Below are 18,988 nucleotides of genomic sequence, written 5' to 3' on the forward strand. Positions count from 1 at the left end.
GCCTGTCGGGCTGGGGTTTTTAGTTGTCCTCTTACACACGTTTTCTATGGTTCATTTCTTACTATCCCGGGTAGCACGGCGCGGGCCGCTGCTGTTGCTGCTTGCCATCCTCCTGAGTTGGTCGGGGCAGGTGCAGGCCACTCACCTGCGGGCCGGCGACATTCAGGCCAAGATTGATACCACTATCGGTCCGGGTTTCAACCCGCGGCGGGTATTTTTCAAGATGGTGCTTTATCAAAAAACGCCTGTTGGCGTTCCGGACGAAACGAGTGTGACGATTTTTTTTGGCGACTGCACCCCGCCACAGGTGATTCCGCGGGCATCGGCGGTGGCCGTCAATAGCGAAACGCAGCGCAACATCTACTACTTCGAGCACACCTATACCGCGGCGCAGCAGTACACCGTGCATTATATAGGAGAAAACCGCAACGCTGGTGTGCTGAACATGACGGCCTCCAGCGCCCAGTCGTTTTATATCTCCACCACCTTCACCATAGACCCCGGTTTGGGGCGCAACCGTACTCCCATCCTCACCCGGCCGTCTATCGACAACGCGGCTGTGGGGCAGGTGTTTCTGCACAACCCTTCCGCCTACGACCCCGACGGCGACTCACTGGTATTTAAGCTTCGGCCCAGCCTGCAGGTAGTGGGGGGCATCACAGGCCCTCAGCCGCCCTGCTTTCGGGTTGACTCTGTACGCGTGACCGGCTATGTGCGACCTAACCAACTAACCGGATCCAGCAATGGTACGCAGGTGCCGTACAGCGACCCGGGCAGTGGCAACCCGGATTGGGTGCCGGGCGCGGCTTCCATATTCCAGCAAAACCGGCGTACCGGCACTATCATCTGGAACTCGCCCGGCACGGTGGGCGAATATAACGTTGCGTTTGTAGTAGAGGAATGGCGCCGTACGCCTTTCGGTCCGCGCAAGATCGGGGAAGTAATCCGCGACATGCAGATCAACGTGAAGCCTACCACCAACAACCGGCCCAGCCTGACCATCCCGGCCGACATCTGTGTGGTAGCGGGTACGCTGGTAACGGGCACCGTAACGACTACAGACCAGGACAACAACCCGATCCGGCTGACGGCCAATAGCGGCATTCTGCCCCCGGCCACGTTTGTGCAATCCATTCAGGGGCCACCTACGGCCAGCGGCACGTTCCGCTGGACCCCGGACTGCTCTAATATTTCCGATCAGCCCATCCGGGTGAGCTTTACGGCCGAGGATGTGCCGAGTGGAACTAACCCAACGCCGCTCATTGACCAGCGTGTCTGGAACATTACGGTTCTTGGGCCGCCGCCGGAAAACGTGGTAGCCGCGCAGGCACCAGGCACGAACAACGCCATCCTGACCTGGAACCTGTATGCCTGCCAGAACGCCAGCCGCCTGCTGATTTTCCGACGGGAAAGCTCGTATAACTACACACCGGGCCCCTGCGACACCGGCCTGCCTGCCTCTGCCGGCTACACCCAGATTGCCGCCGTAACGCCCAACACCCAGTCTTACCTCGATACGAACAGCGGGGCGGGCCTGGAACGGGGCAAGTCGTACTACTACCGCATTTATGCCGAGTTCCCCCGGCCGGGTGGTGGCAAAAGCATAGTGTCGCGGGAGGTTTCCGTGACGCTGCCGGGCCGCGCTGCGCTGCTCACCAACGTAACCGTGGATGCTACTTCGGCCACAGCCGGCCGCATCACCGTGAAATGGACCAAGCCGGGCCCCATCAATACGTTCAATGCGCCGCTCGTTTACCGCCTGCTGCGTGCTACCAACCCGTCTACCACGTTCACGGAAGTAACCCGCATCACGGACCGCCCCAACGACACCACTTACGTGGATAATGCCCTCGACACGCAGAACCGCTCGTATGTCTACCGGCTGGAATTTATCCGCAACCAGACGGCGCAGCCCGGCTCCGCTACTGTTACTGAAACCGCGCCCACGGCTTCCAGCGTGCGGGTAGACGGTACGGCCGATGCCGTCAACAACCGGATCAGCCTGCGCTGGAGCTATGCCGTGCCCTGGGACAACACGCAGCGGCCTACCACTATCTACCGCCGCGTGGGCAACACGGGCACTTTCACGGCCATTGCTACTGTAACCGGCACTGCCACGGGCGGCACCTACGTCGACCAGGGTACCACTGCGGCGCCGCTGGTGAAGGGCCAGACGTACTGCTACTACGTGCAGACCAACGGCACCTACGGCAACCCCACTATCGTGGACCCGCTGCTCAACCTGAGCCAGCAGCAGTGCATTGCGCTCCGTACCATTCCCTGCGCGCCGGTTCTGAGCCTGAAGCGCACCAACTGCGACAGTCTGGCCAGCCGCCTCTTCGATTTGCCGACGACGCCGGTTTCGGGCCCGGTGTACACCAACCAGCTGAGCTGGAAGCTGGGCAACACGCCCGCCGACTGCAGCCGCGCTATTTCCTCCTACAACATCTACTACAGCCCCGTTGCTACCGATTCGCTGCGGTTCCTGACCTCGGTGCCGGCCAGCCAGACCAGCTACCAGCACCAGAACCTGAGCTCCGAAGCCGGCTGCTATGCCGTGGAAGCCGTGGACTCGAGCGGTACGCGTAGTGCCCGCAGCAACGTGGAGTGCAAAGAAGATTGCCAGCTGTTCCTGCTGCCGAACGTGTTTACGCCCAACGGCGACGGCCGCAACGACGTGTTCCGCCCGAAAGTGTTTACGCCCATCCGGCGCACGCGCTTCACGGTATTCAACCGCTGGGGCGTGAAAATCTACGAAAGCGACAAGGAGCCGCTCATTAAGTGGGACGGCGGCAGCCGCGCCGAAGGCGGCTCAGGCGCTCAGACGGTGGAAGGCGTGTACTACTACCAGGCCGAAGTAGAGTTTGCCGACGTCAATAACACGAAGCGCACCTACAAAGGCTGGGTCGAAATCAGCCGGTAACTCCGGGGGATATTCGCCCCTTGCAAGCCAGGAAAAGCCCGCTGCCATTCGGTAGCGGGCTTTTTATTTCGTTTATCTTGCCGCCCCATCCTTCGCCACTCTCTATTTTTTCTCTTATGAAAGCAGTTGTTTTTCCTGGCCAGGGTAGCCAGTTCAGCGGCATGGGCCGCGACCTGTACGAGCAGCACCCGGAAGCCAAGCGCCTGATGGACCAGGCCAACGAGTTGCTGGGCTTCTCGCTCACCGATATCATGTTCTCCGGCTCCGACGAGGACCTGCGCCGCACTGATGTCACGCAGCCGGCGATTTTTCTGCACTCGGTGGCGCTGGCCGCCGTGCTGCCCGACCTGAAGCCCGCTATGGTAGCCGGCCACTCGCTGGGGGAGTTTTCGGCGCTGGTGGCGGCCAAGGTGCTGCGCTTCGAGGATGCGCTGCTGCTGGTAGCCAAGCGTGCCCAGGCTATGCAGGCCGCCTGCCAGGAGCAGCCCGGCACCATGGCCGCCATCCTCGGCCTCGACGACGACACCACGGCCCGCATCTGCCAGGAAATCAGCGAAGCCGGCAACGTGGTAGTAGCGGCCAACTACAACTGCCCCGGCCAGCTGGTGGTGTCCGGCTCCCAGCGCGGCATCGAGCTGGCCTGCGAGCAGCTGAAAGCCGCCGGGGCCAAGCGCGCCCTGCCGCTGCCCGTAGGAGGCGCTTTCCACTCGCCCCTGATGCAGTCGGCGGAAGCGGCGCTGGCTGAGGCCATTGCCCGCACCACTTTCTCGGCCGGTATCTGCCCCGTATACCAGAACGTGGACGCCGCCCCCCACACCGACCCCGACGAAATCCGCGAAAACCTGGTGCGCCAGCTCACAGCCCCCGTCCGCTGGACCCAGAGCGTGCAGCGCATGGTGCAGGACGGCGCCACGGAGTTTGTGGAATGCGGCCCCGGCAAGGTGCTACAGGGCCTCGTGAAGAAGATTGCGCCGGAAGCAGCTGTCAGCTCCGCTACCGTATAGAAGGCAAGTCGCCTGACTACAAGAAGCGCCCTGCCGGGTTTTCGGCAGGGCGCTTTGGGGTTCTGTGCTAACCGTTTGGGCTATTTCGTGCCGCTCACCACCACTGTGCCATAGGGAAGGGAAGTAGTTTTGCCAGGGAGCTTCTCGTCCAGCAGCGCAAAAACTTCCTGCCGGATTTTCTCCCTCGTGGCTTCATCGGCCTTGCTCAGCGCGAATACAACCGGGGCGGCCACCTCATTCATAAACCTCCAGTAGTCTTCGTGGGTGCCGCAGTTCAGGGTGCCGGTTACTTCCTGCTCAGCCACATTGTGCAAGCCTGCCTGCCGGAACAACCCGGCCAGAAAGCCCGGGCTGCCACAGCGGAACATGCCCGGCGCGCCGGGCGGTGGTGCCGGCAGCTGCATGTGGTGGCTGATGGTGCTCATGATGGCCGTAATCCAGAAGTTTTTCTCGGGCACGCTCCATACGGCGGCCGCCAGTTTGCCGCCAGGCTTCAGCACGCGTACCATTTCCCGAGCGGCCAGCAGCATATCCGGAAAAAACATGAAGCCGAACCGGCAGCTCACGGCGTCGAACGAAGCATCCGCAAAAGGCAGCTCCGATACGTCGCAGACCAGGGTTTCGTAGTTGGTGATGCCCTTTTTGGCGGCGTTGTCGCGGGCTACCGCCAGCATCTGCTCCGCGAGGTCTGTGATGACTACTTTGCCGTTCGGCACCAGCCCGGCAATGGTGAGGCCCGGCTCGCCGGTTCCGGCCGCCACATCCAGCACCACATCAGTGGGTTGCAGGTCCAGGGCGCCGATTATTTCTTCGCCCATCGGCCGCAGCCAGTGCATCGTGAAGTCGTCCCACTTCCGCCAGCCGGCCGAAAATTTGTTCCAGGTTTCTTTTTGCTGTTCCCGAATCTGCTCCAGTTGTGCGTCCATGGAGGTAGCATGTAGGGTGACAAAATCTGATTAGCTCAATCAGGCCTGCTGGCCCACCTGGCTGCTTCCGGGGCAGCGCGCCCGGCAACTACGGCCGGGCATCTCCGTTCTGTGCGCCCCACTACCTCGGCGGCGTCTTCCCCATAGCAGACAGGGTGTTGTATATTCTAATATATCTATTTTAATCGGCTCACTGCAAGCTTATCCGGGCAGGAGGCCAGCAGCTCTGCCACCGTGCGGCCCAGCGCCGGATGCAGCACCTGGGCCGCAATTTCAGCCAGTGGTACCAGCACGAAGCGGCGTTCCGGCAGCCGCGGGTGCGGCACGGTCAGGCGTGGGGTGGCCAGCACATCGTCATCATAGAGCAGGATATCGACATCCAGCGTGCGGGCTCCCCAGCGCACCAGCCGCTCCCGGCCGGCTTGCTGCTCAGTGGCTTGGCAGGCGTCGAGTAGAGTCTCCGGCAACAGGGAGGTGCGCAACTGCACGGCCTGGTTGAGGAAAGCCGGCTGGTCTTCTAGGCCCCAGGCGGCGGTTTCGTATAGTCCGGAAACGGCTTCTACGGTACCGGCCATGCGCGCCAGATAGTCTACAGCTTCGCGCAGAATGAGGGCCCGGTCGCCGAGGTTAGAACCGAGCAGGAGGTAGGCGACAGGCATGATACGCTTACAAAACCCGCTGCAAAAACTCCATCGTTGCCGCCGCCGCCTGTTGCGCTTCGCCCGGCAGCTCTGCCTGGGGCCACGGGTGGCTGCCGCCGAAATTGTGCGTCACGCCGGGCAGGATAACCAGCTCTGCTTTGGGCTTCCAGCTTTTCAGCTCGTGGGCGCGCTCTACGGGCACGGTTTCGTCCTGGTCGCCATGCACGATGAGCAGTGGCTGCCGGAGCTTGCGGCGTACGTTGTGCGGAATATCGAGGCGCAGCCGGTTCTGGTGGTAGTCCTCCACAATCTGGTAGTAGAGCGGGAGCTGCTGTTTGGTACGGCTGTTTTCTACGTGGTACACCCCCTGCTGCTGCCAGTGCTGCATCAGGGCTTCGGTCCAGCCGGGGTTTACGTTGCTGATGGCGGCCCAAGTAGCTACGGCTTGCACGCGTGGGTCTTCGGCCGCTTTCAGCAGCACCAGCCCGCCGCCCCGGCTGTGCCCGATGAGTGCCAGTCTGGAAAAATCGGCTTCAGAAGCCGGCACCACAGCACCGGGCGCGGCCAGATAGTCGAGGAGCGTGCCAATATCATCCAGCTCCAGGCTGAAGTTGTTGCGGCCGAAGGCTTCCAGATCCTCCAGGTCGCCGGAGCCGCCCACCACCAGGCCGTTGTGCGAGAGGTTGAGCTTCACGAACACAAAACCCTGCTGCGCAAACCAGTCGGCCAGCACATTGAAGTGGCCCCAGTCCTTGAAGCCCTTGAAGCCGTGCACGAATACCACCACCGGCTTACGCCGGCCATCGGGCAGGTAGCGGGCATCGGCGGTGAAGGGCCGGGAATGCCGGGGACTGGTGAGCTGGAAATCGAGGCGAACAGGGGAGGCAGACATACAAAGGAAAAGCAACGGTGGCCGACTACGGGCGAATGTACACGGTGCCCGCCAACCGCTCAACTTCGGGCGCGGCAGCCGGCACGTTAGGAAACCCCCGCGCGGCCCCGTATCATTGCACCGCCCAAAATACCTGCATGACCGTTACGCTGGACCAGATACAGGCGCCTATTGCCGCCGAAATGGAGGAGTTCGAGAAGAAATTCCGGGCGTCCATGCAAACGCGGCAGCTCCTGCTCGATAAAATCATGGGCTATATCGTGAAGCGCAAGGGCAAGCAGATTCGGCCTATGTTTGTGTTCTTCACGGCCAAAATCAGCGGCGGCGACCCACTGCCCGAAGCCACGTTCCGCGGGGCGGCCCTCATCGAGCTGCTGCACACCGCCACCCTCGTGCACGACGACGTGGTGGACGAGAGCAACTACCGGCGCGGTTTCTTCAGCATCAATGCGCTCTGGAAAAACAAGATTGCCGTGCTCGTCGGCGACTATCTGCTGAGCAAGGGCCTGCTGCTGAGTTTGGAAAACGACGACTACGAGCTGCTCAAAATTGTGAGCAACGCCGTGAAGGAGCTGAGCGAAGGCGAGCTGCTGCAGATTGAAAAAGCCCGCCGCCTCGACATCACCGAGGACGTGTACTTCGACATCATCCGCCAGAAAACCGCGTCCCTGATTGCTTCCTGCTGCGCCGTAGGAGCCGCCTCGGCCGGCGCTGATAAGGAAACCATTGAGCGGGCCCGGCTTTTCGGCGAGAAAGTGGGCATGGCCTTCCAGATCAAAGACGACCTGTTCGACTTCGGCACGGCCGAAATTGGCAAGCCGGTGGGCATTGACATCAAGGAGAAGAAGATGACGCTGCCGCTGATTTATGCGCTGCAGCAGGCCGACTGGCTTACCAAGCGCCGCATCATCTACAACGTGAAAAACAACGACGGCCGCAAAGACCGGGTGCAGGCCGTTATTGAGTTCGTGAAAAAAACCGGCGGCCTCGAATACGCCATCGGGGTGATGAAGAAATACCGCGACGAAGCCCTGACCATTCTGCGCACCTTCCCCGAGTCGCCGTCGCGCGTGTCGCTGGAGCAGCTCATCAACTATACCATCGAGCGAAGCCACTAACGCTCAGTTCAAAACACACAGAAAGAGGCTTGCCGGACCATCCGGCAAGCCTCTTTCTGTGTATCAGCTCGGGAAGCAGTCAGGCGGTTGGCTGCTGCAGGCCGCTTAGTGGTTCAGCTGGTACGACACGCTTTCGGGCTGCACTTCCGATACATCGAACGTGACGCCCTCGAAGGTGCTCTTCACCGTAATTTCGTGGGTCATGTCGCAGCCGGGGCACTTGATTTCCTCTTTTTCGTACTGGCCGTCATCTTCCGTGGAGTTGGCCAGGTGGTCGGCGGCGGGCACGCCGATAGAGTCGGTAAATACTTCGGTATGGCATTGGTTGCACTCGAATTTGAGGCCGACGGTATGGCCCTGGAGTTCATCGAGCGGGGCGGGAGTGCTTTTTTGTTGAATCCACATAGGAAAAGGAAGTTGGTTTGGGAGAAAGAACGGCGGGCCGCAGGGGGCCGTTTGCTTCTGTACGGGCAGAAGTAGGGGCGGGGTTGTGTTGGCGGGTGGCAACCGAAGCTGCCGCCGCGTATCTTCCCGGTTGTATCTGCTATCCTGTTGCTATGTCTGCTTCCGCTTTGCCTCCCGTTGCTTCCGGCCTGAGCACGCTGCCCCGCGTGCCGCGCTGGCGGACTTTGCTGGGCTCCCTGGCCATGGCCCGCGAGCCTATCCGCAACCTCGACCGCGCCCTCACGCACCACGGCGACACGGTAGGCCTGCATCTGGGCGGCGTGCGCCCCTGCATCGTGACGCGCGACCCGGCCCTGGCCCAGCACATTCTGCAGAAAAACCACCGCCGCTACCTCAAGTCCGACCTTACGCACGGCCTCATCCGGTACCTGGGGCGCGGCCTGCTCACCAATGAGGGCGCCGACTGGCTCCGGCAGCGCCGCCTGATTCAGCCCGGCTTTCACCGGCAGCGCCTCACGGCCCTCACCCGCCTGATGCAGGCCGCCGCCGAGGAGTGGAGCGCTGAGCTGCGGGCCCGCCTGCGGGCTGAGCCAGGCGGCACGCTCACGGTGGATATTCACAGCGAGATGACGCGGGTGGCGTTCCACATCATCGCGCAGGCCACTTTTGGCACCAGCATGACCGATGCGGAGCGCAACCGCCTGTCCGACATCCTCACGCGCATTCAGGCCTTTTATGTGCGCACCATCCGGCAGCCTTACCTGCGGCCCTGGTTTATGGCCAGCGGCGCGTTCCGGCAGCACGATGCTCTGAGCCACGAGCTGCGGGAACTGGTACGCGGCTACATCCGGCGCCGGCAGGCCGCTGTTTCGGCTGGCCCACCACCCGACGACCTGCTGCAAATGCTGCTCGATGCGCGCTACGAGGACACCGAAGAGGGTATGAGCGAAGAGCAGCTGCTCGATGAAGCCAATATTCTGCTGCTGGCCGGCCACGAAACCAGCGCTAACGCCCTGAGCTGGCTGTTTTATTTGCTGGCCCGGCATCCGGAGGCTGTCCGGCAGGTGCGGCAGGAACGGGCCGGCGCGGGGCTGGCCAGACGGGCACCCGAATTTGCGGAGCTGCCGCGCCTGCCGTACTCTCAGCAGGTAGTGCAGGAAACCATGCGCCTCTATCCGCCCGCCTGGATTCTGGACCGGGTGGCGCTGGAAGATGACGAGTTCCGGGGCCTGCCCATCCCGAAAGGCACGCTGTTTTCTATCTACATCTACGGCATTCACCGCCACCCGGGCCTGTGGCCCGACCCCGATGCTTTCCGGCCTGAGCGGTTTGCGCCCGGGCAGGAGCCGCCCATTCCGGCGTATGCCTATCTGCCTTTCGGGGGCGGGCCGCGCCTGTGCGTTGGCAACCATTTTGCCCTCACCGAAATCCAGCTGGTGCTGCTGGAGGCCCTGCGCCACTTCAATTTTCAGCCTGCCGGCCCCGAAGCCCCCGGCACCGACCCGCTCGTGACACTGCGCCCTAAAGGCCCACTGTGGCTGCAGGTGACCGAGGCCACAACTGTGGCGTAGCTACCTATGCCGGCCTACGCTGCGCCTGCAGTTCCCGAAACTCCGGCATTTCGCTATACTTGCCCGCATGACCACTCTTCTCAGCCTGCTGAACGAACCCCACGAACTGGTGCCCCGGCTCGAAACGCCGGATTTGCTGGTGCGTGCCCCGCAGGTATCCGACCTGCCTGACTTCACGGCGCTGGCCAACGACCCGGCCTTTTACCGCTACCTCGGCAACAAGCCTCAGACGGAAGAGGAGGTGTGGCGCCGTATGCTGGGGCAGCTGGGGCACTGGGCACTGCTGGGTTATGGGGCATGGTCGGTGGAGGAAAAGGCCACCGGCCGGTTCATCGGTACCGTGGGCTTCTTCGATTTTCAGCGCGACCTGACGCCTTCCCTCAAAGGCACGCTGGAAGCCGGCTGGACTATTGCGCCCCACCTGCACGGCCGCGGCTATGCCAGCCAGGCTGTTCAGGCCGCATTAAGCTGGATTGAGCCCCGCTTTCCGGCCGCGCGCCTCACCTGCATTATCGACCCCGATAATGTGGCCTCACTGGCGGTAGCGCGCAAATTCGGCTTCCGGGAGTTTGCGCGCACCACCTACCACAACGACCCTATTGTGCTGCTGGAGCGAACCGCGGATTCATCCGGATGAGCCGGATTTCGTAGCCCCACATACAACCGGAAAGGCTTGCGTCAGCAAGCCTTTCCGGTTGTATGTGGGGTAGAGTTTGGGCCTTGGAGGTGCCTGGGAAATGCGGCGGAAATGCGCCGGAAGTGCACCGTCAACAAAATCCGACTCATCCGAAAAATCCGAATGAATCCGTGGTCCTATTCGGCCAGCAGCTGGTTGATGGTCTTGTTGAATTCGGCCACTTCCTGCTCGTAGTATTTGCCGGTGCCGGGGCCCGAGAAGCCGGTGTGAATCTTGCGCACCTCGCCTTTCTTATCCAGGAAGATGGTGGTGGGGAAGGCCAGCACCTTCTGAATCTGGGGCAACGACTGGCTGGCCGCGTCCTTGTTGGCTTCGCCGGCAATGGCCAAGTCGTAGCCCACATTCAGGCGCTCCTTCATCTTCAGCATCTTCTGGGCCGCCACTTTCTGGTCGGTAGTCCGCTCGTAACCCAGCCCGATGATTTCGACGCCGCGCTGCTTGTTCTTCTCGTACCAGGGCGCCAGGAAGTTGGTTTCGTCCATGCAGTTGGGGCACCACGAGCCCAGAATCTGCACTACCACCACTTTGCCCTTGTACTTGGGGTCGGTGGGGGAGATGCTGCCGCCTTCGTAGATGCTCGGAAATTTGAAGTCGAGGCGCTTCTGGCCGGGCTTCATGCCGGTCAGGGCGTTGGCGTCGGGCAGCTTGGCGTTGGGGTCCAGCACGGCGGTCCAGGTTTCGTGGCCGGCTTTGCCGCTGTAGAAGTGGCCGCTGATGTTGTTGATGTCGCCGGGCTTCGCCAGCTTGCCATCGAACAGAAAACCGTGGCTGCCATCGAAGGTGGAAAGCATAATGTGCTCCCCATCGGCCTTGGAAACCAGATTGCCGGCCAGATACCGGTAGTCGCCGGTAGAGGTCAGGAATGTGCCCGTGAGCCGCTTGGGGTTCACCGAGTCCTGCGTGATGATGCCTACGGCCGGCGTAGTGCCGCCATCAGCGCCCGTAAACACAGTGCGGAACGTAGCGCCTTTCTGCAGGTCGCCGAAAACGGAAGGCGTTTTTGCGTCGCCGGCAAACAGTTCCTGCTCGCCCTTCTGCGCCGCAAATGCCACGCGGTACGGTTCCGGGGCATCATACTTCACCCAGGTGCCCGTGAGCTTGTCGGCGCCATCAGCGCGCACCACCAAGGCGGCATCAAACACGCCCAGCCGGATGGTAGTGGAGTCGCCGGCCGAGCTGATTTCGTCGAGCTTGAGGCGCTCATCGCCGTTGCGCAGCGTCACGGTGGGCTTGCCGCCGTCCTGGGCTACATCAAACAGAAACGGAATTTCCTGGCCCTGGGCCGACAGCACACCGCGCCAGGTGCCGGCCGTGAGCGGCGAAGCGCCGGCCGTATCGGCAGCAGCACCTTGGTTTTCAGAAGTAGAGGAATTGGACTGGCAGGCAGCCGCGGCCAGCGCGAGTCCGGCCCCGGCTATGGCCTTACGAAAGGAGAAGGCAACGGGCATAGATGAAAAAGTAAAGTTGATTCGGGGCTAAACTACAACCGGAGGCAGTTAGTTTGAAGAGTATGGGCCGCGAGCAGCGCTACGCCAGCCTAGCTGAGCTGTAGCTGGCTGGCGTACTTGTTCGTAGAATGATTCTAAATCCTGAGTCGCAGCACGCTCAACGCCCGTAAAATTTGGGTCGCGCCCGACCCGACACCTATATTTGCGTACCTGTCTTTGATAGGCATGTACTCTCCACTTTTTCCCTTTCGCATTATGGCGTTTGACTTAGAAATGATCAAGGCCGTGTACGCTGGCATGGGCTCTCGCATTGAAGCCGCCCGTACCGCCGTTGGCCGTCCGCTTACCCTGACTGAAAAAATCCTGTACGCTCACCTGTACGGCGGCACTGTTTCGCAGGCGTATGAGCGGGGCGTTTCCTACGTCGATTTCGCCCCGGACCGCGTGGCCATGCAGGATGCTACCGCCCAGATGGCGCTGCTCCAGTTCATGCAGGCCGGCAAGCCTCAGGTCGCCGTGCCCAGCACCGTACACTGCGACCACCTGATTCAGGCCAAAGAAGGCGCTACCGAAGATTTGGCCATTGCCAACTCCGAAAACAAGGAAGTATATGACTTCCTGGCTTCGGTTTCCAATAAGTACGGCATCGGCTTCTGGAAGCCCGGCGCCGGTATCATTCACCAGGTAGTGCTCGAAAACTACGCCTTCCCCGGCGGCATGATGATCGGCACGGACTCGCACACGCCAAACGCGGGTGGCCTGGGCATGATTGCCATTGGTGTTGGCGGCGCCGATGCCGTGGACGTAATGGCCGGCATGGCCTGGGAACTGAAGTTCCCGAAAGTAATCGGCGTGAAGCTGACCGGCAAAATGAACGGCTGGACTTCGGCCAAAGACGTGATTCTGAAAGTAGCCGGCATCCTGACCGTAAAAGGCGGTACCGGTGCCATTGTAGAATACTTCGGTGAAGGCGCCAACAGCCTCTCGGCTACCGGCAAAGGCACCATCTGCAACATGGGCGCTGAAATCGGGGCTACCACTTCGGTGTTCAGCTACGACGAGAAGATGGGCGACTACCTGCGCTCCACCGAGCGCGCCGACATTGCCGAGCTGGCTAACGGCGTTGCCGAGCACCTGCGCGCCGACGACGAGGTATACGCCAACCCGGCTGCCTTCTACGACCAGCTCATCGAAATCAACCTCTCCGAGCTGGAGCCTTACGTGAACGGTCCATTCACGCCGGACGCTGCCTGGCCGATTTCGCAGTTTGCGGCAGCCGTAAAAGAGCACGGCTGGCCCGAGAAGCTGGAAGTAGGCCTCATCGGCTCCTGCACCAACTCTTCCTACGAAGACATCACCCGTGCCGCTTCCGTTGCGAAACAGGCCGTGGACAAAGGCATGACAGTAAACGCTGAATTCACGGTGACGCCCGGCTCGGAGCTGGTACGCTACACCGTGGAGCGCGACGGTTTGCTGGACACCTTCGCTCAGATGGGCGGCGTGGTGCTGGCTAACGCCTGCGGTCCGTGCATCGGGCAGTGGGCCCGCCACACCGACGACCCCAAGCGCCGGAACTCCATCATCACCTCGTTCAACCGCAACTTCGCCAAGCGCAACGACGGCAACCCGAACACGCACGCCTTCGTGGCTTCGCCCGAAATCGTGACGGCCTTCGCCATTGCCGGCGACCTGACCTTCAACCCCCTGGTTGATACGCTGACCACCAAAGACGGCCAGCAGGTGCGCTTCGACGAGCCCCAGGGCATTGAGCTGCCGCCGGCTGGTTTCGCCGTAGAGGATGCCGGTTTCCAGGCTCCCGCCGCCGATGGCTCCGGTGTGCAGGTGCTGGTAGCGCCTACTTCCGACCGTCTGCAGCTGCTGGAGCCCTTCAAGGCGTGGGAAGGCACCGACCTGAAAGGGTTGCGTCTGCTCATCAAAGCGCAGGGCAAGTGCACCACCGACCATATTTCGATGGCCGGCCCGTGGCTGAAATATCGTGGCCACCTCGACAACATCTCCAACAACATGCTCATCGGGGCCATCAACGCTTTCAATGGCGAGGCTAACGCCGTGAAGGACGGCCTGACGCAGGGCACGCCCTACTCGTCGGTGCCTTCAGTGGCCCGCAACTACAAGGCTCAGGGCATCGGGTCGATTGTAGTAGGCGACGAAAACTACGGTGAAGGCAGCTCGCGTGAGCATGCCGCCATGGAGCCCCGCCACCTGGGCGTGCGCGCTATTCTGGTGAAGAGCTTTGCTCGTATCCACGAAACCAACCTCAAGAAGCAGGGCATGCTGGCCCTGACCTTCGCCAACAAGGCCGACTACGACCTGGTGGAAGAGGACGACACGTTCGACATCCTCGGCCTGACGGAGTTTGCCCCCGGCAAGCCCCTGCAGATCCGTCTGCACCACGCCGACGGCGACACCGACCTCATCACGGTGAACCACACCTACAATGAAGGCCAGATTGAGTGGTTCAAAGCCGGCTCGGCCCTGAACCTGATTCGCCTGAAAGAGGCGGGCGAGGCTCAACTGTCGCAGAAGTAATTCCGGCTTCGGCTGCTAAGCAAAACGGCCGCTTCCCGCTTGGGAGGCGGCCGTTTTTTGTGTTCGGATGCCCGCGGCCACACCAGTTAAACCCCCATCTTTGCAGCACTATTGCATCCGTGATTTAAAAAGCTGATGAAGTACCTGTTACTCCCGTTTCCTATTCTGCTATTTAGTGCTGCTACTCATGCTCAAACCACTTCCGATACTGTGCGCGCATTGCCTGGCGTACTGGTAACGTACCAGGCTGAAAAGCTGACGCCCATTACGTTTCAGAACCTGAGCGGGGAAGCACTGCAGAAGCGCAGTGTGGGGCAGGAGCCGTCGTTTCTGCTGACGGAAATGACGCCGAACGTAACGGCTTATTCGGATGCTGGCTCCACGCAGGGCTACGCCTATTTCCGGCTGCGCGGCATCGACCAAACCCGCATCAACATCACGCTGGACGGCATGCCCCTGAACGAGCCCGAAGACCAGGGCGCGTACTTCTCCAACTACCCCGACCTGTTCAACTCGGTGAGCCGGGTGCAGGTGCAGCGCGGCGTGGGCACCAGCCAGAACGGGACGGCCAGCTACGGCGGCAGTGTGCAGCTGTTTTCGCCTGGGCTCCAGGATTCGGCCCGCACCACGCTGGGCGGCGGCTATGGGTCGTTTAACAGCTTCCGGCTGTTTGGAGAGTACGCCAGCGGTGTGCGCAACGGCAAGGCGCTGTACGTGCGAGCCTCGCAACTGCATTCGGATGGCTACCGAAGCCGCTCGTCCAATACCTCGCGCTCTGTGTTTCTAAGCGGCGGGCTAATGCGGGACAAAACCAGCTGGAAGCTGAACGTAGTCGCCGGGCAGCAGCGCAACCAACTGGCCTGGCTGGGCGTGCCCGACTCGGTGCTGCGCGAAAACCGCCGTGCCAACGTCAATGGCCCCGAAAACGACCAGTTCACGCAGGGCCTCGTGCAGCTGCAAAACATCTGGCAGCCCAGTGCTACCTCCACCATTACCAGCAGTGTGTATGGCTCCGGGCTGCGCGGTGGCTATGATTTCGACCTGAACGCCTTCATTGGGCTGCCTTCCACGGCGGAGCTGTACCGGTATGATTTCCGCTCGGGCTGGCTGGGCGCCTACACCACCTACGCGCGCCGCACCCAGCGCCTCACCTGGACCAGCGGCCTGCAAGCCAGCACCTACCGCCGCCGCCACCTGGGCAGCGAAAAAGCGTTGGGTGAGCTGTACCGCAACACCGGCCGCAAGCAGGAAGCCAGTGCGTTCAGCAAGCTCGAATACCGGCTCCGGCGCTTCACGTTGTTTGCCGATGCGCAGGTGCGCACCACCACCTTCGACTACAACGGCAGCGTGCCGTTTCCGGCTATCAACTGGCGGTTTTTCAACCCCAAAGCAGGCCTGAGCTTTGCCGCCGCCGACAACACCACACTATACTACAGCATCGGGCGCACCAGCCGGGAACCCACCCGCAACGACCTGTTCGGGGGCAATGACGACCTGCTGGCCGACGACCAAGGCCGGCCCGCTTTGGCCAGCCAAACGCCTGAGTCGGTGGTGGACCAGGAGCTGGGAGTGCGCCACCAGGCGGGGCCGCTGCAACTGGAGCTGAATGCCTACTACATGGATTTTCAGAACGAAATTGTGCTGAACGGCAACTTCGGCCCGAATGGCTTGGCGCTGACCAACAAGGCGGAAAGCAGCCTGCGAACCGGCCTGGAAGCTTCGGTGCGCTACCAGCTCACGCCGCGCCTGCTGCTCACCAACAATTCGGCCGTTAACTACAGCCGCATCCGGGAGCAGCGCGAGGAGTTCAAACCCGTCCTGACGCCCGCCCTGATTCTCAATCAGGAAGCAGCTTGCCAGGCCGGGCCCTGGCTGCTGGCGGTGCAGGGACGCTACCAAAGCCGCTCCTTCATTGATTTCGCCAACTCGGCGGCTGTAGGTGACTATGTGCTGCTGAATGCGCGCGTGCAATACGCCCGCCGCAACTGGCAGCTCACGCTGTTCGGCAACAACCTCACCAACGCCCGCTACTACACCAACGGCTACGTAGAGACCAACGGCACGCGCAAGCTCTTCGTGCAGGCTCCGGCCAATGTGTATGTTGATGTGCAGTACAGCTTTTAGGCAGCAGCCATGAGCCACACGCGCAAAGTAGTGCTGCTGGGAACCGAATCGACGGGCAAAACCACGCTGACGCAGCAATTAGCAGCGCATTTTGAGGCGCCCTGCGTGCTGGAAGCCGGCCGCGACCTGATAGCCCATTCCGGCAGCTTTACCCGCGCCGACCTGCTGGCCGTAGCTACCGAGCAGGCCCGCCGGATTGTGCAGGCGCTGAAAACCGCCGGGCCGCTGCTGCTGATTGATACCGACGTGCACATCACCCAGTCGTACGCCTGGTTTGCCTGGGGCGAAATGCTGGTTGTGCCCGCCGACGTGTACGCCCTGCACCGCGCCGACCTGTATCTGTACCTAACTGCTGACGTGCCCTACGTGCAGGACGGCACACGCCTTGCCGCCTCTGAGCGGCTGCGCCTCGACCTCTCGCACCGCCAGACGCTGGCTGCCGCTGGGGTGCCTTTCGTGGAGATTCGCGGTACCTGGGCCGAACGATTCCGGCAGGCAGCGCACTTGGTGGAAGCGCTAGGGGAGGGTGCTAATACCGAAAAGCCGCACCCAGAAGAATAGCTGAGCAGCCTGATATAGTGCTTGCTGGCACGGTAGTAAAGCCAAAACGGTCCGTCGGGAAGTAGCGGCGACGGTCCGAGCATTTATAGCGTAGCTACCGGCTCCGCCCGGTTTTCGCGGGGTTTCTGCACGAGGTAGTAGTAGAGCAACACTAGCAACCCCGCAAAAAACGGCAATAGCGCCAGGTGTTTGCCCGTGACGTTGCCCCACACCCGTACCGTATCAAACCCGATGAACTCACTGACCATCCAATAGGAGTTGGCAGAAATCCAGAGCACGATGGCCAGGTTGTGCGCCAGCTCGGCCTTGATGTCGCGGGTGCGCCACGTGATGATGAGCGCGATTATCAGGGTGGGCGCAATCATGCTCAGCCCCAATGGTTTCCACAGCATGCACCACCCGATATCCTTGAGCAGCCAGAACAGAATGTGCATGTTTTCCATGCGGCGGTACGACGCCGGAATGGTGTAAAGCTGGTCGGTTGGCTGGGGCATGAGTGCAGGCAAATCTGCCAAATATAGAACCCAAGCGGCTTTTTTCGAAGGCCTGCGTATGTAGCCCTGTACCTCAACCGCACCCAAGTTGCCTCATGCCCATCACACTCAAGAAAGTAGCTAAAGGCGCCGCCTACGTTGGGGGCAGCATAGTGGGCGCGCTGGTACTGTATGGTATAGCGGCCGTAGGACTTTCGGCGGTGCCGGTAGGCCAGCGCGGCCGCTCCGCACCCGATGCCATAGAAGCCTACATCCTGTCCAACGGCGTGCACACCGACATTGTAGTGCCTGTGCGTAGCACCCACATCGACTGGACCCAGCAAATCCGCTACGCCGATACCCCGGCCGCCGATTCCAGTATGCAGTACGTCGGCTTCGGCTGGGGCGACAAAGGCTTCTACCTCGATACGCCCACCTGGGCCGAGCTAAAGCCCAGCACCGCTTTCAAGGCTATGTTCTGGCTGGGCGAATCGGCCATCCATGCCACCTTCCACCACAAGCCCACCGAAGGGCCCGACTGCGTGCGGATTTACCTGTCGCCGGCTCAGTACGAGCAGCTGATAGACTTCATCAAAACGAGCTTCGACTACGATGCGAAGGGCCGCGTGGAGCACATCCGGGGGCACAGCTACGGGCAGTATGACGCCTTTTATGAAGCCAAGCGCACGTACAATCTCTTCTACACCTGCAACAGCTGGGCCAATGAAGCCCTGAAAGCGGCTGGCCAGCGGGCCGCCTTCTGGACGCCTTTTGACGCGGGCATCTTCTGGCACTACCGGGAGCGTAGGCAATAGCGGGTTGCGCAAAAACTGCCCGGGCAAGCATCATCTGGAGTAGATACCCCGTATCTAGCTGCTATGATAACGTACGACCAGATCTTCGAAAAAAACCGCCAGTGGGTAGCCAGCAACACGGCCAGCAACGCCAACTTCTTCGAGCAGCTCGCCGCTGATCAGAAGCCGGACTACCTCTACATCGGCTGCTCCGACTCGCGCGTGACGGCCGAGGAACTCATGGGTGTAGCGCCGGGGGAGGTCTTTGTGCATCGCAACATCGCCAACCTCGTCATCAACATCGACCTGAACGCCATGTCGGTGATTGAATACGCCGTGTTGCATTTGGGAGTGAAGCACATTGTGGTGTGCGGCCACTATGGCTGCGGAGGCGTGAAAGCCGCCATGCAGGCCAAGGACCTGGGCATCATGAACCCCTGGCTGCGTAACATTCGCGACGTATACCGCCTGCACCACACCGAATTGGATGCCATTGCCGATACGTCAGCGCGCTACGACCGGCTGGTGGAGCTGAACGTGCAGGAGCAGTGCGTTAATGTGATTAAAACCGCCGTCGTGCAGCAGCAATACCTGAAAAACGGCTTTCCCACCGTGCACGGTTGGGTCTTCGACCTCAAAACGGGCTTGTTGAAAGACCTCAACCTGGACTTCGAGCACATTCTACACGATATCCAGGAAATCTACAACCTGAGCGACCAACCCATATTCGGGGGCGACCCGGCAACGCCCGCGGAGGAAATCGGGGGCGCAGCCAACACCGACACGCAACGCTAGACGGCATACTCATTCCACAAAAAACGGCCTCTCCTGCAACGGGCAGGAGAGGCCAAGAATGAGCGA

General features: G+C 61.4%; 16 protein-coding genes. 10 read left to right on the forward strand and 6 right to left on the reverse strand.

The features are described 5' to 3' along the window. Window positions 1-46: 46 nt before the first annotated feature. Complete coding sequence (locus BUE15_RS08280; protein WP_084548913.1) at window positions 47-2,923, forward strand: T9SS type B sorting domain-containing protein; 2,877 nt, start codon at window positions 47-49, stop codon at window positions 2,921-2,923. Between the two features lie 116 nt (window positions 2,924-3,039). Continuing rightward, a complete protein-coding gene (gene fabD, locus BUE15_RS08285) occupies window positions 3,040-3,927 on the forward strand; it encodes an ACP S-malonyltransferase (protein ID WP_073283095.1) in 888 nt (295 codons plus the stop codon). An 80-nt stretch (window positions 3,928-4,007) separates the two neighbouring features. On the opposite strand, the gene BUE15_RS08290 is transcribed toward fabD, so the two are convergent. From BUE15_RS08290 to BUE15_RS08300, 3 genes are all read right to left on the reverse strand, one after another. Further along, window positions 4,008-4,853, reverse strand: a complete 846-nt coding sequence (locus BUE15_RS08290; protein ID WP_073283098.1) for a class I SAM-dependent methyltransferase — start codon at window positions 4,851-4,853, stop codon at window positions 4,008-4,010. A gap of 176 nt (window positions 4,854-5,029) precedes the next feature. Then, window positions 5,030-5,512: a 2-amino-4-hydroxy-6-hydroxymethyldihydropteridine diphosphokinase gene (gene folK, locus BUE15_RS08295; protein ID WP_073283100.1), complete on the reverse strand. Its 483-nt coding sequence runs from the start codon at window positions 5,510-5,512 to the stop codon at window positions 5,030-5,032. Between the two features lie 7 nt (window positions 5,513-5,519). Next, window positions 5,520-6,386, reverse strand: a complete 867-nt coding sequence (locus BUE15_RS08300) for an alpha/beta hydrolase family protein (protein ID WP_073283103.1) — start codon at window positions 6,384-6,386, stop codon at window positions 5,520-5,522. A gap of 137 nt (window positions 6,387-6,523) precedes the next feature. Between BUE15_RS08300 and BUE15_RS08305 the strand changes: the two genes are divergently transcribed. Then, the gene (locus tag BUE15_RS08305) at window positions 6,524-7,504 is read left to right on the forward strand and encodes a polyprenyl synthetase family protein (RefSeq protein ID WP_073283106.1); all 981 of its coding nucleotides are present in this window, start codon (window positions 6,524-6,526) and stop codon (window positions 7,502-7,504) included. A 105-nt stretch (window positions 7,505-7,609) separates the two neighbouring features. Here BUE15_RS08305 and BUE15_RS08310 read toward each other — a convergent pair whose 3' ends face one another. Further along, window positions 7,610-7,909 (reverse strand): hypothetical protein, encoded by a 300-nt coding sequence (locus BUE15_RS08310; protein ID WP_073283109.1) that lies wholly within the window; start codon window positions 7,907-7,909, stop codon window positions 7,610-7,612. Window positions 7,910-8,061: 152 nt separating this feature from the next. Between BUE15_RS08310 and BUE15_RS08315 the strand changes: the two genes are divergently transcribed. Both BUE15_RS08315 and BUE15_RS08320 read left to right on the forward strand, forming a co-directional pair. Further along, a complete protein-coding gene (locus BUE15_RS08315; RefSeq protein ID WP_073283112.1) occupies window positions 8,062-9,480 on the forward strand; it encodes a cytochrome P450 in 1,419 nt (472 codons plus the stop codon). Window positions 9,481-9,547: 67 nt separating this feature from the next. Beyond that, window positions 9,548-10,117, forward strand: coding sequence for a GNAT family N-acetyltransferase (locus BUE15_RS08320; protein WP_073283115.1), 570 nt, complete (start codon window positions 9,548-9,550; stop codon window positions 10,115-10,117). Window positions 10,118-10,293: 176 nt separating this feature from the next. Here the strand turns inward: BUE15_RS08320 and BUE15_RS08325 are convergent, their stop codons facing one another. Next, entirely contained in the window at window positions 10,294-11,625 is a 1,332-nt protein-coding gene (locus tag BUE15_RS08325) for a TlpA disulfide reductase family protein (RefSeq protein WP_084548914.1), read from the reverse strand. Window positions 11,626-11,880: 255 nt separating this feature from the next. On the opposite strand from BUE15_RS08325, the gene BUE15_RS08330 reads away from it, so the two are divergent. The 3 genes from BUE15_RS08330 (at window position 11,881) to BUE15_RS08340 (ending at window position 16,860) form a co-directional block, all read left to right on the forward strand. Then, the gene (locus tag BUE15_RS08330; protein WP_073283118.1) at window positions 11,881-14,175 is read left to right on the forward strand and encodes an aconitate hydratase; all 2,295 of its coding nucleotides are present in this window, start codon (window positions 11,881-11,883) and stop codon (window positions 14,173-14,175) included. Window positions 14,176-14,385: 210 nt separating this feature from the next. Then, window positions 14,386-16,299 (forward strand): TonB-dependent receptor, encoded by a 1,914-nt coding sequence (locus BUE15_RS08335; protein ID WP_244535918.1) that lies wholly within the window; start codon window positions 14,386-14,388, stop codon window positions 16,297-16,299. Between the two features lie 9 nt (window positions 16,300-16,308). Then, window positions 16,309-16,860 carry an AAA family ATPase gene (locus BUE15_RS08340; RefSeq protein ID WP_073283123.1) on the forward strand — a complete coding sequence of 184 codons (552 nt, stop codon included), beginning with the start codon at window positions 16,309-16,311 and terminating at the stop codon, window positions 16,858-16,860. Window positions 16,861-16,943: 83 nt separating this feature from the next. Here BUE15_RS08340 and BUE15_RS08345 read toward each other — a convergent pair whose 3' ends face one another. After that, window positions 16,944-17,354, reverse strand: coding sequence for a hypothetical protein (locus BUE15_RS08345; protein WP_211617608.1), 411 nt, complete (start codon window positions 17,352-17,354; stop codon window positions 16,944-16,946). A 95-nt stretch (window positions 17,355-17,449) separates the two neighbouring features. Here BUE15_RS08345 and BUE15_RS08350 point away from each other — a divergent pair, with 95 nt between their 5' ends. Further along, entirely contained in the window at window positions 17,450-18,148 is a 699-nt protein-coding gene (locus BUE15_RS08350) for a TIGR02117 family protein (RefSeq protein ID WP_073283126.1), read from the forward strand. 63 nt (window positions 18,149-18,211) lie between these two features. After that, on the forward strand, window positions 18,212-18,922 hold the full coding sequence (locus BUE15_RS08355; RefSeq protein ID WP_084548915.1) for a carbonic anhydrase: 711 nt from the start codon (window positions 18,212-18,214) through the stop codon (window positions 18,920-18,922). The last annotated feature ends 66 nt before the right edge of the window (window positions 18,923-18,988 follow it).

It is taken from the genome of Hymenobacter psychrotolerans DSM 18569 (genome assembly GCF_900142395.1).
Lineage (GTDB): Bacteria > Bacteroidota > Bacteroidia > Cytophagales > Hymenobacteraceae > Hymenobacter > Hymenobacter psychrotolerans.

Excerpts from the sequence above, each read along its gene's own strand:
- BUE15_RS08280 (WP_084548913.1), top strand. The coding sequence starts at position 47 with ATGGTTCATTTCTTACTATCCCGGGTAGCACGGCGCGGGCCGCTGCTG.
- fabD (WP_073283095.1), top strand. The coding sequence starts at position 3,040 with ATGAAAGCAGTTGTTTTTCCTGGCCAGGGTAGCCAGTTCAGCGGCATG.
- BUE15_RS08290 (WP_073283098.1), bottom strand. The coding sequence starts at position 4,853 with ATGGACGCACAACTGGAGCAGATTCGGGAACAGCAAAAAGAAACCTGG.
- folK (WP_073283100.1), bottom strand. The coding sequence starts at position 5,512 with ATGCCTGTCGCCTACCTCCTGCTCGGTTCTAACCTCGGCGACCGGGCC.
- BUE15_RS08300 (WP_073283103.1), bottom strand. The coding sequence starts at position 6,386 with ATGTCTGCCTCCCCTGTTCGCCTCGATTTCCAGCTCACCAGTCCCCGG.
- BUE15_RS08305 (WP_073283106.1), top strand. The coding sequence starts at position 6,524 with ATGACCGTTACGCTGGACCAGATACAGGCGCCTATTGCCGCCGAAATG.
- BUE15_RS08310 (WP_073283109.1), bottom strand. The coding sequence starts at position 7,909 with ATGTGGATTCAACAAAAAAGCACTCCCGCCCCGCTCGATGAACTCCAG.
- BUE15_RS08315 (WP_073283112.1), top strand. The coding sequence starts at position 8,062 with ATGTCTGCTTCCGCTTTGCCTCCCGTTGCTTCCGGCCTGAGCACGCTG.
- BUE15_RS08320 (WP_073283115.1), top strand. The coding sequence starts at position 9,548 with ATGACCACTCTTCTCAGCCTGCTGAACGAACCCCACGAACTGGTGCCC.
- BUE15_RS08325 (WP_084548914.1), bottom strand. The coding sequence starts at position 11,625 with ATGCCCGTTGCCTTCTCCTTTCGTAAGGCCATAGCCGGGGCCGGACTC.
- BUE15_RS08330 (WP_073283118.1), top strand. The coding sequence starts at position 11,881 with ATGGCGTTTGACTTAGAAATGATCAAGGCCGTGTACGCTGGCATGGGC.
- BUE15_RS08340 (WP_073283123.1), top strand. The coding sequence starts at position 16,309 with ATGAGCCACACGCGCAAAGTAGTGCTGCTGGGAACCGAATCGACGGGC.
- BUE15_RS08345 (WP_211617608.1), bottom strand. The coding sequence starts at position 17,354 with ATGCCCCAGCCAACCGACCAGCTTTACACCATTCCGGCGTCGTACCGC.
- BUE15_RS08350 (WP_073283126.1), top strand. The coding sequence starts at position 17,450 with ATGCCCATCACACTCAAGAAAGTAGCTAAAGGCGCCGCCTACGTTGGG.
- BUE15_RS08355 (WP_084548915.1), top strand. The coding sequence starts at position 18,212 with ATGATAACGTACGACCAGATCTTCGAAAAAAACCGCCAGTGGGTAGCC.